The sequence below is a fragment of the Aeromonas sp. S12(2024) genome (genome assembly GCF_041402305.1).
GTDB lineage: Bacteria > Pseudomonadota > Gammaproteobacteria > Enterobacterales > Aeromonadaceae > Aeromonas > Aeromonas veronii.
In genome coordinates, this window is sequence record NZ_JBGLRB010000003.1 from 163280 (window position 1) to 176830 (window position 13551).

Sequence of the window (13551 nt, forward strand, 5' to 3'; positions counted from 1 at the left end):
GGGTGTATCATCGGCGGCCATTGCGAAGAGGGGGATGAATGTATAACGGGGATAATTACATATCGCGCAACAAGCTGTTGAGTGGCTACCAGTTGGCCAAGTTGCACACCTTCGAGGCGGCCGCCCGCCACGGATCCTTTGCCATGGCGGCTGATGAATTGTCGCTGAGTCCCAGTGCCGTGAGTCACCGGATCAGCGCGTTGGAAGAGGAGCTGGGGTTCAAGCTCTTTGAGCGTTTTCACCGCAAGGTGGTACTGACGGCGGATGGGCAGCGGGTGTTCTGGGCGCTCAAATCCTCGCTGGAGTTCATCAATCAGGAGATCCTGGAGATCAAGAATCAGGAGCTCTCCGGTACCCTGACCATCTATTCGCGTCCCTCCATCGCCCAGTGCTGGCTGGTGCCCAGGTTGGCGGATTTCTCCCGCCTGCATCCGCAGATCGAGCTCAATATCATCACCGGCAACGAGAACATCAACCTGCATGGTTATGGCATCGATTTGACCCTCTATTTCGATGAGAAGAGCCCGGAGCGGCTTGCCATCCACCCGCTGATGGATGAGTTCATGCTGCCGGTCTGCAGCCCGGAATATGCCGAGCAGCACGGGCTTGTCGGTAATCCCGCCAACTTGTCTTTGTGCCGTCTGCTTCATGATCGGCAGGCATGGGGATTTGACTCGGATACCGATGAATGGAGCAGTTGGGCTCGCCACGCCGGGGTCAGCCTCGAGGCATGCCAGCTGAGCATGGGTTTTGATCGCTCGGATCTCGCCATCATCGCCGCCATGAATCACGCCGGGATCGCCATGGGGCGCAAGAATCTGGTGAGCAAGCGACTGGCACGCAACGAGCTGGTGGCCCCTTTTGCCGGGCTGGAGATCAAGTGCGAGCAGCGTTATTACATGGCGACCCTGCCCAATCGGGCGTGTCCCAAGATCCAGGCCTTTATCGACTGGGCGCAGAAAATGGCTGCCGAGATGGAATGAACAGAGGCCGGTGCGCAAGAGCAAAATGAAGATGGTACAGCGCGAGTGAACGAAGGTAGCGGTTTAACGTAGCGGGAAAATTGGGGGAGAGGGGTTGGCTGATGGTGGTTGGTCGCGAGTGGCCTTGCTGCCAACACCGGGTAGCTGGCAGCAAGGCAACGGTCGGGATCAGGTGGTCTTTTCCAGATGGTTCTGGTAAATCTGCTGCCACTTGTCCAGTTCGTTTTCATCACCCTGCTGCTGCCAGAACTCGCAGATGGAACTCGCCATCTCGCATGCCATGGCGTGGTCACCGTCACGGCGACTCATCAGGTATTGCCCCAGCCAGCTTTGATACTGTTTCATTGCACGATCTCCTTATCTATTTAACCCTTGATACTGCAGCTGTGGGACACCCGTCCGGCAGTGTTGCGCCACACTTCACTTTCGCCGCGCGCTGCTTGTTATTGCCTCGCGTGTTGTCAATCAGGACAGAAAGAGTATGAGAAAAAGGCAAAAGTGTTAAAAATTGGCCACCACCTTATCACAAAATGGTGTGATATGCAGGCTTTGGGACCAATTGAGTTATAAGCGCGGGTTGTGTGTTCCGACATCGCGACAGGGATTGACGGAGAGTATCGGCACGCAGTTTGTATCGCGAGCAGGCGTGTGGGCGGTTACTGGGTCACCCGACGCGCCTGCCAGTAGCGACTGTTCCAGTAGACGTTGTCGAGGCGGGAGCGGATCACTCCCTTGCTGGTGGAGGCGTGAATAAACTCGCCGGCACCTGTGTAGACCCCCACATGGTACTGTTGCCAGCCGGTTTTGAAGAAGACCAGATCCCCGTGTTGCAGCCGGTAGCGATCCACCGGTTTGCCAATGCTGGCCTGAGATTCGGTGGTTCTTGGCAGGTTGAAGCCCAGCACCTGACTGTAGGCGAGCTGGGTGAAGGCGGAGCAGTCTAGCCCGGCGCGGCTGGCGCCGCCCATGCGGTAGGGAACACCGCGCCATTGTTGGTAGAAGCCATCAAAGGCACTGCTCTGCCGGGGGGCCGGAGGCGGCTCCGGTGTGCTGGAGCAGGCGGCCAGCAGCAGAGTCAGCAGGGATAGCAGCAGCTTGCGATACATCGGGCTCTCTCCACGGACGGGTCTACCAAACGAGACGTTTATCGAGCGCCATATCCTGCCAAATCGTTCTGGGGGCAGGAGGGCACGCGACAACTTTTCCATCATAAACAGGGATCTGGCTCCAGACCTAGTCTCCGAGAGGAAAAATGTGGTGGGGAACTGAAAAACGCCAGCCCGAGGGCTGGCGTTTGTTGTCACTCGTTGTGGCTGATCAGCGGTTTAAGCAGCTCGGCCAGCTTGTAGAAGGTCTGTACCCGGGTGGTGCTGGGGCGCCAGACCAGCCCAATCTCGCGATAGGAGGTCTCTCCCGGCAGCGGGATGGCCACCAGATCGGAGTTGGCAAGAATGCCGGCATCGATGGCCATCTGCGGCAGGAAGGTGGTGCCAAGACCCGCTTCCACCATCTGCACCAGGGTGTGCAGGCTGGTGGCGGCAAACGGGTTGATCTTGCTCTTGTCCCGCAGGCGGCAGGCGCTCACTGCGTGCTCGGTGAGGCAGTGCTCCCGCTCCAGCAGGAAGATGCTCTGGTTGGGCAGCTCCTTGTAGTCGAACGGGGTATGCAGACCGGCCGCCATGCTGGCGGGCATCACCATGTGGAACGGATCCTGGCCGACGGTCTTGCAGTGAAATCCACCGATCTCGATGGGCAGGGCGAGGATCAGCAAGTCGAGCTGACCCTGTTCCAGTTGCTTGAGCAGATTGCTGGTGGTGTCTTCACGCAGCAACAATTCGAGGTCAGGATAGGTTTTGCTGCACTCTTTCAGCAGCTTGCTCAACAGGAAGGGGGCGATGGTGGGAATGCAGCCAAGACGTACCGTCCCCTGCATCACGCCACCCTGATGTTGCCCGAGCTCCATCAGATCCCGCGCATCGGAGAGCAAATTGCGAGCGCGCTCGACGATTTCCATGCCGACCGGGGTCATAATGAAGCTCTTGTGGTCCCGCTCCACCAGTTGCAGGTTCATCATGTCCTCCAGCGTCTGGATCCCGGTACTCAGGGTCGACTGGCTGACATGACAGGCCTTGGCGGCGCGGTTGAAGTTCTTGTGCTCATCGAGAGCGACCAGATATTGCAGCTGTTTGAGGCTGGGCCAACGTTGCATAGAAAAACCCGATTAATGCTATCTATTTAATTTGATTTAACTAATCTACCACCGGGTCTATAGTTTGTCGCTTGAATTAGATGGACTTGGCTCTAGGTAGCCCAATCCTCACCGGATTGTTCACTTCACATAAAGAGGAATTGAATATGGTATTGGTAGGCCGTCCCGCACCCGATTTTACCGCCGCAGCTGTTCTGGGTAATGGCGAGATCGTTGATTCATTCAACCTGTCATCCCACATCAAAGGCAAAGCTGCCGTTGTCTTCTTTTATCCGCTCGATTTCACCTTCGTCTGCCCGTCCGAGCTGATTGCCTTCGATCACCGTTATGAAGAGTTCCAGAAGCGTGGCGTGGAAGTGATCGGTGTTTCCATCGATTCCCAGTTCTCCCACAACGCATGGCGCAACACCAAAGTGGAAGATGGCGGTATCGGTCAGGTCAAGTACCCGCTGATCGCCGACGTGAAACACGAAATCTGCAAAGCCTATGATGTTGAGCATCCGGAAGCCGGTGTGGCGTTCCGTGGCTCCTTCCTGATCGACAAGAACGGTGTCGTTCGTCACCAGGTTGTCAACGATCTGCCGCTGGGCCGCAACATCGACGAGATGCTGCGCATGGTCGATGCCCTGCAATTCCACGAAGAGCACGGCGAAGTGTGCCCGGCTCAGTGGGAAAAAGGCAAAAAAGGTATGCAAGCCTCTCCGGACGGCGTTGCCAAGTACCTGTCCGAGAATGCTGACTCCCTGTAATCGGGTCGCACTCTCCTTGAAGAACCGGCGTCTTGGCGCCGGTTTTTTTATACCTGAGATTTATCCATCCTCTGACATAGTGGCCAGACATTTCTCGCTCCATCGCTCGCTATTCCAAGCGGCCGTTCGCTGGCGTACTCGTTGTTTCGAAATGAGGTGCTGATCCGAATGGCTGGGTGGGATATGCCGACAGACAATCGCCATAAAAAAAGCGCGCCATAGGCGCGCTCAGTTCACAAGCGAAGAAGTTATTCCTCAAAGATCCCGAAGTGATCCTTGGCGAAATTGACCCGCTGCTCCACGTTCATCTTCACCTGCCCCAGCTTCTCGATGGTCTTGAGGTTGGGCACCAGGCCGCGACCGTTGGCGATCTGGATGGCAAGACCGGGGCGGGCGTTGAGCTCCAGCAGCATGGGGCCGCGGAACTTGTCCAGCACCATATCGGTACCGATATAGCCCAGACCCGACATCTCGTAGCAGGAGGCGGCCAGGGTGAGCAGGGTATCCCAGTGGGGCACCTTGAGTTCATAGAGGTCAAGGCCGGTGTCCGGGTGGTGGCGCAGCGGATTGCCAAACTGCACCGCCCGCAGGGCACGACCGGTACGCAGGCACAGACCCACCCCCACGGCGCCCTGGTGCAGGTTCGCCTTGCCATCGGAGGCGGCGGTAGAGAGGCGCATCATCGCCATCACCGGGAACCCCTTGAAGATGATGACCCGGGCATCGGGTACCCCTTCAAAAGAGTAGCCGTCGAACACATCATCAAAGTTGATGAGGCCTTCGACCAGTGCCACGTCTGGCTTGCCGCCAAGCGAATAGAGCCCCGCCAGAATGTTGGAAACATGGCGCTCCAGATCCTGACCGGTAGAGGCGCTGCCGTTGGGTTTATAGAAGAGGCCATCTTCCTGACGCAGGATCACCAGGATCCCCTTGCCGCCCGAGCCACGGGCCGGCTTGATGCAGAAGCCCGGCCAATCTTTTACCAGCTCGGTGATGCGACCCACATCGTGCTGGGCACGGATGGTACCGATCAGCTCAGGCACTGTGACCCCTGCATCCAGCGCAATTTGCTTGGTCTGCAGCTTGTCATCCACCAGCGGATAGAGGCTGCGCGGATTGTAGCGGCTGATGTAGGAGTGGTTGCGTTTGTTCATGCCGAGGATGCCTGATTGGGACAGGCTCCACGGGGTGGTGTACTTTTCCCAGAACCACATCGGTTACTTGTCCTTACCCGGGGTGACGCCAGATTTCATCTCGTCCACCAGCGGCTTGAAGCGCTTCAGTTCGCTCAGCTTGTAGCCGGTGTAGTTACCCATCAACAGCACGGTCGCCATCAGCACCAGCTGCAGGCCGAGGAAGTTGAAGGTGAGGTGACGGATCAGTTCATTATCCATGGCCAGATAGGCGATGACGGCAACCAGCAGAGAGCCGCCGCCCTGGCGGAACACCTCTTTCGGGCCCTCTTCTTCCCACAGGATGGACATCCGTTCGATGGTCCAGGAGAGGATGATCATCGGGAAGAAGGTGATCTTCATGCCGTCGGTCAGCCCCAGCTTGAAGGCGAACGCGGAGAAGATACCGATCATCGAGATAACCATGATGATGATGGCCGATATTCGGGCGACCAGCAGCAGGTTAAGCCGCGACAGATAGGAGCGGATGATGAGACCGGTGCCGACGATCAGCAGGAAGCCGATGAGACCGGTGACCAGCGAGGTCTGGATAAAGGCGACCGCGATCAGCACCGGCATAAAGGTACCGGAGGTCTTGATCCCCACCAGCACCCGCAGGAACACCACCATCAGCACGCCGATCGGGATCAGCAGCAAGCCCTTGAACAGGGTCTGCTCTTCCAGTGGCAGGCTGTGGATGGAGAAGTTCATCATCTCTGATTTTTCGAACTTCTGCGCCAGTGCTACGCTGACCGGCTGCTCCTGCTCGATCATCGAGAAGCTGACACGGGAGTTGTGACCACCGGTCACGTCCAGCAGGGCGCCGGAGTTGTATTCCCACAGCAGCAGGTTGGCCGGACGGCCCTGTTCACCGGTTTGCGGGTTGAACAGCTTGTAGTCGGTCGGGCTGTTGAATACCTGCAGGTAATCCACCAGCTCCTGACGACGGCGGCCATCTTCCAGATTCAGGGCATGCACCACGCGGGTGGGGACGTCAGCATTGTTGAGCAGCTCGGCGATCAGGTTGGCGCGGCTCTTGTGCTTTTTCAGCAGCTCGGCGTTCTGCTCCTGCTTCTCGATCTCCTTGATGATCTCGCGAGTCAAGGTGTAGCCGTCGGCAGAGCGCTCCTGTGCCCGCTCGAGGATCTGCTTCATCGCGGTGGCATAAGGCTCACTCTCGATCTGCTTCTCGATGGCAGGCGGCTGCGGATTGGCGGCCGGTTTGGCGTGGGCATCCGCCATCATGTCGACGCGGTAGTAGAGCTCCTGACGGCCGGAGGCGGTGCGGATGGACCACTCGGCGCGGGCATCACCATCTTTCTCGACGAAGGAGAGGCCGTAGCCGGGGCTGGCGGCGTTCTCGTTCATCAGGGTGAAACCGGGCTGGGTGCCCGGAATGGCCAGAGAGGCGATCACCGGCTCACCGGTCGCCTCGAACTCCAGCTTGGCTTCGATGGACCAGATCTGGCGCTTTTCACCGGGCGTCAGCGGCACATCCAACGCGATATGGTGATAGATCGTCATCCCCAGGCCGACAATGTACAGCAGGGCTACCAGCAAATAGAACGGCTTACGGGAAACCATGGATTATTTCACATCCTTGAGCTTGGGTTTGGGTTGGATATATTCGCGGGCCACATCAACCACGGCGATGTCTTTCAAAAATTCGCGACCCAGCAGCACAGGGAAGGTCATGTCGCTACGGTCTTTCAGGGTAAATTCGGCTTTCTCGGTCATGTCGCCAATGCGCACGGCCAGACGCACTACCGGACGGCGGTCCAGGTCGTCGGCAGAGGCCTGACGCACCCGCACATGGCGTACCAGCGGCGCTTCGATCTGGATCTTGTCGTCCACTTCCTGATGGCTCAGGAAGAAGCGCACCCAGTTTTTGCCGTTGCGCTCGAAAATAGTGATTTCCTGCGCGCTGATGGAGGAGGTGGTCGCACCGGTATCGACCCGCGCCTGGAAGGCGTCGTTGGCCGCATCAACCCAGATCCACTCGGCTTCACCGACCATCAGCTTGCCATCGATGGTGTGACCCTGATTGGGGGCCGGGCACTTCTCGGTGGGGATGGCCATCGGCTTGGGCGGCTCGGAGGGGAGGGTGGCGAGCTTGTGGTCTACTTGCTTGACGGACTCTTTCATATTGGTGACATCTGTGTTGAGCTGAACCAGCAGGTGCTGTTGCTGCACATACTGCTTCTGTTGCTGTTCCATGGATGTTTGCAGGCGTTGCTCGCTCTGGCTCAGCTCGCTACGAAGCTCGGCCAGCGTCAGAGCAGGGACCTGAGGCGCTTTTTCCATATTGACACACCCGCCGAGACTAAGCAGGGAGAGCAGGGTCATTCCTTTTAATTTGCTTTTCATGTCATTCATTTAACTGTGCTTCCTGGAATTGGGTCAGTGTAACTTCCACAAGCGCCACCGGCTAGTCTTTGGCCTTGCGGGCAATCAGTACGGCACGTTTCGGCGCCGGGTGTCCTTCTACCGTGAGTGCCGGATTGTCTGGATCCAGATAGTCACTCAGGGATTCATTAATCATCCAGTCGGTACGACGCTGTTCGTCGGTGCTGGTCATATTCTCGTCTACTATCCGCACGTCGGTGAAGCCGCAGCGCTCGACCCACAGCTTGAGGGCGCGGCTTGAGGGAATAAACCAGACGTTGCGCATCTTGCCGTAACGGTCGGTGGGCATCAGCACGTCGTTGACCCCGCCGTCAATCACTAGCGTCTCCAGCACCAGCTCGCCATCATCTTTCAATTGATTGCGCAGCTGCTCGATGTGCTCGATGGGGGATTTGCGGTGATAGAGCACCCCCATCGAGAAGACGGTGTCAAAAGCACGCAGCTCCGGCAGTTCCTGAATACCGAGTGGCAACAGGTGGGCGCGCTGATCATTGCCCGCGAAGTGGCGAATGGCCTCGAACTGGCAGAGGAACAGCGGACTCGGGTCTATGCCGACCGCCAGCTTGGCCCCTTCACCCACCATGCGCCAGAGGTGGTAACCGCTGCCGCAGCCCACATCCAGCACGTAACGGCCTTCGAGCGGGCTGATATGGGGCAGCACCCGATCCCACTTCCAGTCAGAGCGCCACTCGGTATCGATATGGATGCCGTGTACGGTGAACGGCCCTTTGCGCCAGGGCATGAAGTGGCGCAGCAGGCTCTCGACCTTCTTACGCTCCCCTTCGCCAAGGCTCTCGGCCGAGCCAATCTCGACCCGGCTTTTCAGCTCGATGTTGCCGGGGGAGACCACCGGCAGCTTGTTGAGGGCGCGGTTCCAGCGCGGCAGGTCGCCATGCTGGTTGTCATGTTGCCAGGCGTGCAGCTGGGCGGGCAGGGTATGCAGCCAGTGGCTCAGCCGGTTTTTGGCAATCAGTTGATAGAAATTGGCAAAGTCGATCATGGCTGGGCGTCGCTGGATTTGATGGCAATCATGGAGCCGAAGTTGAAGCACTGGAACCAGAGATCCTGATGGACGAAACCGGCGTCCCGTAGGCGAGCCTGATGCACCGGCAGGCTGTCGGTGCGCATCACGTTCTCAAGGGCGGTGCGTTTCTGGCTGATCTCCAGCTCGCTGTAGCCATTGGCCCGCTTGAAGTCGAGGTGCAGATCGATGAGCAGCTCGTTGACCGGTTCATCTTCAAAGCGGAACTTCTCGCTCAGGATCAGGATCCCGCCCGGGCGCAGACCATCATGAATGCGCTGGATCAGGGCGGCCCGTTTCTCTGGCTCGACAAACTGCAGAGTGAAGTTGAGCACCACCACGGAAGCGTTCTCAATCTCGATATCGCAGATATCCGCCTCCACCAGCTCCACTGGCACCTCGGATTTGAAACCGGAGAGGTGGGCGCGGGCGCGCTCGATCATCGGATGGGAGAGATCCACCGCGGTGATGCGGCAGCCGGGCTGGCTGACATGGCGACGCATCGCCTGGGTCGCGGCGCCCAGTGAGCAGCCGAGATCATAGAGTCGGCTCTCGGGTTGGGCGTAGCGGGCGGCCATCATGCCGATGGCAGAGATGATGTTACTGTAACCCGGCACCGAGCGCTGGATCATATCGGGAAAAACGTCGACGACCTGTTCGTCAAAACAGAAGTCACCCAATCGGGCGATCGGGGCGGCAAAAATTTGATCTTTGGTATGCATGCTGGCGCAACCTGACAGTCGGGACATCACCCGGCTGTATTGTTCAATTGAGTCGTTGGGTGACACCCATCAGAGTAGATTTATCACCTGTTTACGAACGGGGTGGCTGGTCGTGAAATCCTTTGGACCGTTCCTGTTCGTACGGGCCATGTTCCGGACCCTTACTTGGGGCGGTAGTGTAGAGGATTGATGGCCGTTTGTCTTGACGCCAGGGCTTGCCACGCCACAAAAAAGCACTTTTTTTGCAGCGAAACGATGGCCGCAGAATGGGTTGGCTAAAAGCGCAGCACTCCCTGCCGTGCGCGATCGTTTTCCCCCGGCCATGGGGCCATCTCCTGCTCCAGCAAGCGGGTGATCTGACGGGCCAGCTCAGGTGCCTGGGCGTTGTCGGCAGTATGTATATAGAGGTAGAGGTCCTTGCCCTCCGCGAGCCACTGGCGCCAGTGGGGGAGCCAGCTGGGCAGGAAGGGGTGATTTGCCGCCGGATCCGGCAGGCCGATAAAGCGCACCATGGGGGCGTTGGCGGTGGCCAGCAGATGCACCGGCAGGCGCGGTTTCTTGCCCTGGGCATCGACAAGGGCTGGCGTGGTTGCTTGCACCGAGAAGAGTGGCCGGCTGTCGAGCATCACCCGGTTCACACCCTGTTCCATCAGCAGCCGGTTCAATGCCCGCTCGGCCTCCCCCTTGGCGAAAAAGTCGGGGTGACGCACCTCGAGGGCGTAGCGAAATGCCCGTGGCAGCCGCTCGATAAAGGCCGCCAGTCTGGCCAGCCCCTGCGGCCCGAAACGGGCGGGCAGCTGCAGGGTGAGCAGCCCCAGCTTCTCGTGTAGTGGCGCAAGTAGCTTGATAAAGTCGGCAACCTGTTTGTCTGCGCTCACCAGATCGCTCTGGTGGCTGATGGTTTGCGGAAATTTGAAGTTGAAACGAAAGTGATCGGGCACCGCATCGGCCCAGCGCTGTACCGTGTCCGGTGTCGGCAGGGCGTAGAAGGTGGTGTTACCCTCCACCGAGTTGAAGACGGCCGCGTAGTGGGTGAGGTGTTCGGCAGGCTTGGCGCCAAGGCCCAGCAACTGGCCGGGCCAGCTGGGGTGGGACCACTGTGGCAGGCCCAAATAGAGGCTCATGATGGCTATTCTCTTCGCTCTTGGTGCATTCGTGCCGATTTTTTGCCCGCTTTTTGCCATCGAGTGCAAAAAACTGGCGAAAGGAGGCTGCTGGCCATTTTACCCAAAAGGGGGTTTTCCTCTATAATGCCAGCCCTTTTGTTTTTCAATTTCTTGTGACCCATGCCTATCTACGAATATCGTTGCGACGTCTGTGGCCATGAATTGGCAAAACTGCAAAAGCTTTCCGATGCCCCCCTGACCGACTGTCCGGCCTGTAGCAAGCCGAATCTGGTCAAGCTGATATCGGCGGCAGGCTTCCGGCTCAAGGGAACCGGATGGTACGAGACTGATTTCAAACCGGGTAAGAAAAAGAATCTGGCCAGCTGTGAGACAGACGGTGCTTGCCAGTCGTGCCCGGCGGCCCAAGGTTAACCGTCTCTCTACAATTTCGAAGGAAGAAGTCCATGCGCTCTATCTATTGCGGACAGGTCAATGAGGCCCATGCAGGGCAGACCATTACATTGTGCGGTTGGGTTCATCGTCGTCGTGATCTCGGCGGTCTGATCTTTATCGATATGCGCGACCGGGAAGGGATCGTTCAGGTGTTCTTCGATCCGGACAAGCCGGAGGCGTTCGCCCTGGCCTCCGAGCTGCGCGGCGAGTTCTGCATCCAGGTGACTGGCGTGGTGCGTACCCGTCCCGAGTCCCAGCGCAACAGCGACATGGCCACTGGCGCCATCGAAGTGTTCGCCCACGAACTCAACATCATCAACCGTGCCGAGCCGCTGCCGCTGGACTTCAATCAGGTCAACAGCGAAGAGATCAGCCTCAAGTATCGCTACCTGGATCTGCGTCGTCCCGAGATGGCCAAGTACCTGAAGACCCGTGCCAAGGCCAGCGCCTTCGTACGCCGCTTCATGGACGAGCACGGCTTCCTCGATATCGAGACCCCGATGCTGACCAAGGCCACCCCGGAAGGTGCCCGTGACTATCTGGTGCCGAGCCGCGTGCACAAGGGCAAGTTCTACGCTCTGCCGCAATCACCCCAGCTGTTCAAGCAGTTGCTGATGATGTCCGGCTTCGATCGCTACTACCAGATCGTCAAGTGCTTCCGTGACGAAGACCTGCGTGCCGACCGCCAGCCGGAATTCACCCAGATCGACGTGGAGACCTCCTTCATGACCGCGCCGCAAGTGCGTGAAGTGATGGAAGAGATGATCCGCAAACTGTGGCTGCACATCCTGAACGTGGATCTGGGCGACTTCCCGATCATGACCTTCGACGAAGCCATGCGTCGCTACGGCTCCGACAAGCCGGACCTGCGTCTGCCGATGGAGCTGGTCGATGTGGCAGATCTGCTGACCGCCGTCGAGTTCGCCGTGTTCGCCGGCCCCGCCAACGATCCGAAAGGTCGTGTGGCTGCCCTGAAAGTCCCGGGCGGCGCCGAGCTCTCTCGCAAGCAGATCGACGAGTACACCAAGTTTGTCGGCATCTACGGTGCCAAGGGCCTGGCCTGGATGAAGGTCAACGAAGCCGCCAACGGCATCGAAGGCGTGCAGTCTCCGGTTGCCAAGTTCCTCTCTGACGAGATCGTGCGCGAGATCCTGGCTCGTACCGGCGCTGCCGACGGCGACATCATCTTCTTTGGCGCTGACAGCAAGAAAGTGGTCTGCGATGCCATGGGCGCCCTGCGTCTGAAAGTGGGTCGCGATCTGGGCCTGCTGGAGAACAGCTGGAAACCGCTGTGGGTCATCGACTTCCCGATGTTCGAGGAAGATGGTGAAGGTGGTCTGGCCGCCATGCACCACCCGTTCACCGCGCCGAGCAACATGAGCCCGGCCGAGCTGAAAGCCAACCCTGTGGGGGCTTACGCCAACGCCTACGACATGGTGATCAACGGCTACGAAGTGGGTGGCGGCTCTGTCCGTATCCACAACAGCGAGATGCAATCCACCGTGTTCGATATCCTGGGTATCACCCCGGCCGAGCAGCGCCTGAAGTTTGGCTTCCTGCTGGATGCCCTGAAGTACGGTACCCCGCCGCACGCCGGTCTGGCCTTCGGTCTGGACCGTCTCAGCATGCTGCTGACCGGCACCGAAAACATTCGGGACGTCATCGCCTTCCCGAAAACGACCGCGGCCGCCTGTCTGATGACAGACGCCCCCAGCCTTGCCAATGCCGCCCAACTGGGTGAGCTGGCGATTGCAACCACCGTCAAGGGCGACGAGTAAGCCGATACCGGCACCGGAGGCCGCCGCCGTGCGGCCTCTGTGTTTCCCTTGGGTTAGTCATGATCAGTGTTACTGACATTTAAAAAATAACGGAGAGTCTCTATGGCAGGTCACAGTAAATGGGCCAACATCAAACACCGCAAGGCCGCTCAGGACGCCAAGCGTGGCAAGATCTTCACCAAACTGATCCGCGAAATCACTACCTCCGCGCGTCTGGGTGATGCCGATCCGGCCAACAACCCGCGTCTGCGTGCTGCGGTGACTGCCGCCCTGACCAACAACATGACCCGCGACACCATCAACCGTGCCATTCAGCGTGGCGCCGGTGGCGGCGATGGCGAACAGCTCGAGACCATCGTGTACGAAGGTTACGGCCCGGCTGGCTCTGCGGTGATGGTAGAGTGCCTGACCGACAATCGTAACCGTACCGTAGCCGAAGTGCGCCACGCCTTCAGCAAGTGCGGTGGCAACCTGGGCACCGACGGCTCCGTTGCCTATCTGTTCAGCAAGAAAGGTCTGCTGACTTTCGTGGGCGTAGACGAAGATGCCCTGATGGATGCCGCGCTGGAAGCGGGCGCCGATGACGTGGTCACCGAAGAGGATGGCACCATCGAGGTGTACACCACCCCGAACGACTTCGGTATCGTGCTGGACGGTCTGGAAGCTGCCGGCTTCAAGGCCCAGAGCGCCGAAGTGACCATGATCCCCTCCACCGAAGCGGAGCTGGATGCAGAAACTGCACCCAAGCTGATGCGTCTGATCGACATGCTGGAAGATCTGGACGACGTGCAAGAGGTTTACCACAACGGCTCCATCTCCGATGAAGTCGCTGCGACCCTCTGATCGCTGAATTGTGCTCTCCCGATGGCAGCCTGATGGCTGCCATTTTTTTATCTTTGCATCGTGGCAACTGCTGATGTGTCGGTTGAGCAATCGGCGCAACAATTCTCTC

14 protein-coding genes are annotated in these 13551 nt (G+C 58.7%); 5 read left to right on the plus strand and 9 right to left on the minus strand.

Annotated elements, in window-relative coordinates:
- The first annotated feature begins 38 nt into the window (after positions 1-38).
- Positions 39-983, plus strand: a complete 945-nt coding sequence (gene dsdC, locus ACB035_RS04305) for a DNA-binding transcriptional regulator DsdC (protein WP_371166764.1) — start codon at positions 39-41, stop codon at positions 981-983.
- A 168-nt stretch (positions 984-1151) separates the two neighbouring features.
- Here the strand turns inward: dsdC and ACB035_RS04310 are convergent, their stop codons facing one another.
- The 3 genes from ACB035_RS04310 to ACB035_RS04320 form a co-directional block, all read right to left on the minus strand.
- Positions 1152-1328 (minus strand): hypothetical protein, encoded by a 177-nt coding sequence (locus tag ACB035_RS04310; protein WP_005337704.1) that lies wholly within the window; start codon positions 1326-1328, stop codon positions 1152-1154.
- A 311-nt stretch (positions 1329-1639) separates the two neighbouring features.
- Complete coding sequence (locus ACB035_RS04315) at positions 1640-2089, minus strand: C40 family peptidase (protein ID WP_005337703.1); 450 nt, start codon at positions 2087-2089, stop codon at positions 1640-1642.
- A gap of 194 nt (positions 2090-2283) precedes the next feature.
- Complete coding sequence (locus ACB035_RS04320; RefSeq protein ID WP_005337702.1) at positions 2284-3192, minus strand: hydrogen peroxide-inducible genes activator; 909 nt, start codon at positions 3190-3192, stop codon at positions 2284-2286.
- Positions 3193-3338: 146 nt separating this feature from the next.
- Here ACB035_RS04320 and ACB035_RS04325 point away from each other — a divergent pair, with 146 nt between their 5' ends.
- On the plus strand, positions 3339-3941 hold the full coding sequence (locus ACB035_RS04325; RefSeq protein WP_005337701.1) for a peroxiredoxin C: 603 nt from the start codon (positions 3339-3341) through the stop codon (positions 3939-3941).
- Between the two features lie 248 nt (positions 3942-4189).
- On the opposite strand, the gene ACB035_RS04330 is transcribed toward ACB035_RS04325, so the two are convergent.
- The 6 genes from ACB035_RS04330 to ACB035_RS04355 all read right to left on the minus strand — a co-directional run bounded on the left by ACB035_RS04330 (position 4190) and on the right by ACB035_RS04355 (position 10386).
- Positions 4190-5155 carry an alpha-L-glutamate ligase-like protein gene (locus ACB035_RS04330; protein ID WP_005353164.1) on the minus strand — a complete coding sequence of 322 codons (966 nt, stop codon included), beginning with the start codon at positions 5153-5155 and terminating at the stop codon, positions 4190-4192.
- A 3-nt stretch (positions 5156-5158) separates the two neighbouring features.
- Positions 5159-6697 (minus strand): inactive transglutaminase family protein, encoded by a 1539-nt coding sequence (locus ACB035_RS04335; RefSeq protein WP_005337699.1) that lies wholly within the window; start codon positions 6695-6697, stop codon positions 5159-5161.
- A 3-nt stretch (positions 6698-6700) separates the two neighbouring features.
- Positions 6701-7489 carry an ATP-dependent zinc protease gene (locus ACB035_RS04340; RefSeq protein WP_005337698.1) on the minus strand — a complete coding sequence of 263 codons (789 nt, stop codon included), beginning with the start codon at positions 7487-7489 and terminating at the stop codon, positions 6701-6703.
- Positions 7490-7541: 52 nt separating this feature from the next.
- Positions 7542-8519 (minus strand): tRNA 5-methoxyuridine(34)/uridine 5-oxyacetic acid(34) synthase CmoB, encoded by a 978-nt coding sequence (cmoB, locus tag ACB035_RS04345; protein ID WP_013723597.1) that lies wholly within the window; start codon positions 8517-8519, stop codon positions 7542-7544.
- Positions 8516-9262 carry a carboxy-S-adenosyl-L-methionine synthase CmoA gene (gene cmoA, locus ACB035_RS04350; RefSeq protein WP_005353159.1) on the minus strand — a complete coding sequence of 249 codons (747 nt, stop codon included), beginning with the start codon at positions 9260-9262 and terminating at the stop codon, positions 8516-8518. The genes cmoB and cmoA overlap by 4 nt, the downstream gene beginning before the upstream one ends.
- A gap of 275 nt (positions 9263-9537) precedes the next feature.
- On the minus strand, positions 9538-10386 hold the full coding sequence (locus tag ACB035_RS04355; protein WP_371166765.1) for a DUF72 domain-containing protein: 849 nt from the start codon (positions 10384-10386) through the stop codon (positions 9538-9540).
- A 162-nt stretch (positions 10387-10548) separates the two neighbouring features.
- On the opposite strand from ACB035_RS04355, the gene ACB035_RS04360 reads away from it, so the two are divergent.
- The 3 genes from ACB035_RS04360 (at position 10549) to ACB035_RS04370 (ending at position 13442) form a co-directional block, all read left to right on the plus strand.
- Positions 10549-10800: an FmdB family zinc ribbon protein gene (locus ACB035_RS04360; RefSeq protein ID WP_005337686.1), complete on the plus strand. Its 252-nt coding sequence runs from the start codon at positions 10549-10551 to the stop codon at positions 10798-10800.
- 32 nt (positions 10801-10832) lie between these two features.
- The gene (aspS, locus tag ACB035_RS04365; RefSeq protein ID WP_043821337.1) at positions 10833-12599 is read left to right on the plus strand and encodes an aspartate--tRNA ligase; all 1767 of its coding nucleotides are present in this window, start codon (positions 10833-10835) and stop codon (positions 12597-12599) included.
- 102 nt (positions 12600-12701) lie between these two features.
- A complete protein-coding gene (locus ACB035_RS04370; protein ID WP_203117674.1) occupies positions 12702-13442 on the plus strand; it encodes a YebC/PmpR family DNA-binding transcriptional regulator in 741 nt (246 codons plus the stop codon).
- Positions 13443-13551: the final 109 nt, after the last annotated feature.

Bases quoted from the DNA above. Each gene is read 5' to 3' on its own strand.
- dsdC (WP_371166764.1), top strand. From the start codon at position 39: ATGTATAACGGGGATAATTACATATCGCGCAACAAGCTGTTGAGTGGC.
- ACB035_RS04310 (WP_005337704.1), bottom strand. From the start codon at position 1,328: ATGAAACAGTATCAAAGCTGGCTGGGGCAATACCTGATGAGTCGCCGT.
- ACB035_RS04315 (WP_005337703.1), bottom strand. From the start codon at position 2,089: ATGTATCGCAAGCTGCTGCTATCCCTGCTGACTCTGCTGCTGGCCGCC.
- ACB035_RS04320 (WP_005337702.1), bottom strand. From the start codon at position 3,192: ATGCAACGTTGGCCCAGCCTCAAACAGCTGCAATATCTGGTCGCTCTC.
- ACB035_RS04325 (WP_005337701.1), top strand. From the start codon at position 3,339: ATGGTATTGGTAGGCCGTCCCGCACCCGATTTTACCGCCGCAGCTGTT.
- ACB035_RS04330 (WP_005353164.1), bottom strand. From the start codon at position 5,155: ATGTGGTTCTGGGAAAAGTACACCACCCCGTGGAGCCTGTCCCAATCA.
- ACB035_RS04335 (WP_005337699.1), bottom strand. From the start codon at position 6,697: ATGGTTTCCCGTAAGCCGTTCTATTTGCTGGTAGCCCTGCTGTACATT.
- ACB035_RS04340 (WP_005337698.1), bottom strand. From the start codon at position 7,489: ATGAATGACATGAAAAGCAAATTAAAAGGAATGACCCTGCTCTCCCTG.
- cmoB (WP_013723597.1), bottom strand. From the start codon at position 8,519: ATGATCGACTTTGCCAATTTCTATCAACTGATTGCCAAAAACCGGCTG.
- cmoA (WP_005353159.1), bottom strand. From the start codon at position 9,262: ATGCATACCAAAGATCAAATTTTTGCCGCCCCGATCGCCCGATTGGGT.
- ACB035_RS04355 (WP_371166765.1), bottom strand. From the start codon at position 10,386: ATGAGCCTCTATTTGGGCCTGCCACAGTGGTCCCACCCCAGCTGGCCC.
- ACB035_RS04360 (WP_005337686.1), top strand. From the start codon at position 10,549: ATGCCTATCTACGAATATCGTTGCGACGTCTGTGGCCATGAATTGGCA.
- aspS (WP_043821337.1), top strand. From the start codon at position 10,833: ATGCGCTCTATCTATTGCGGACAGGTCAATGAGGCCCATGCAGGGCAG.
- ACB035_RS04370 (WP_203117674.1), top strand. From the start codon at position 12,702: ATGGCAGGTCACAGTAAATGGGCCAACATCAAACACCGCAAGGCCGCT.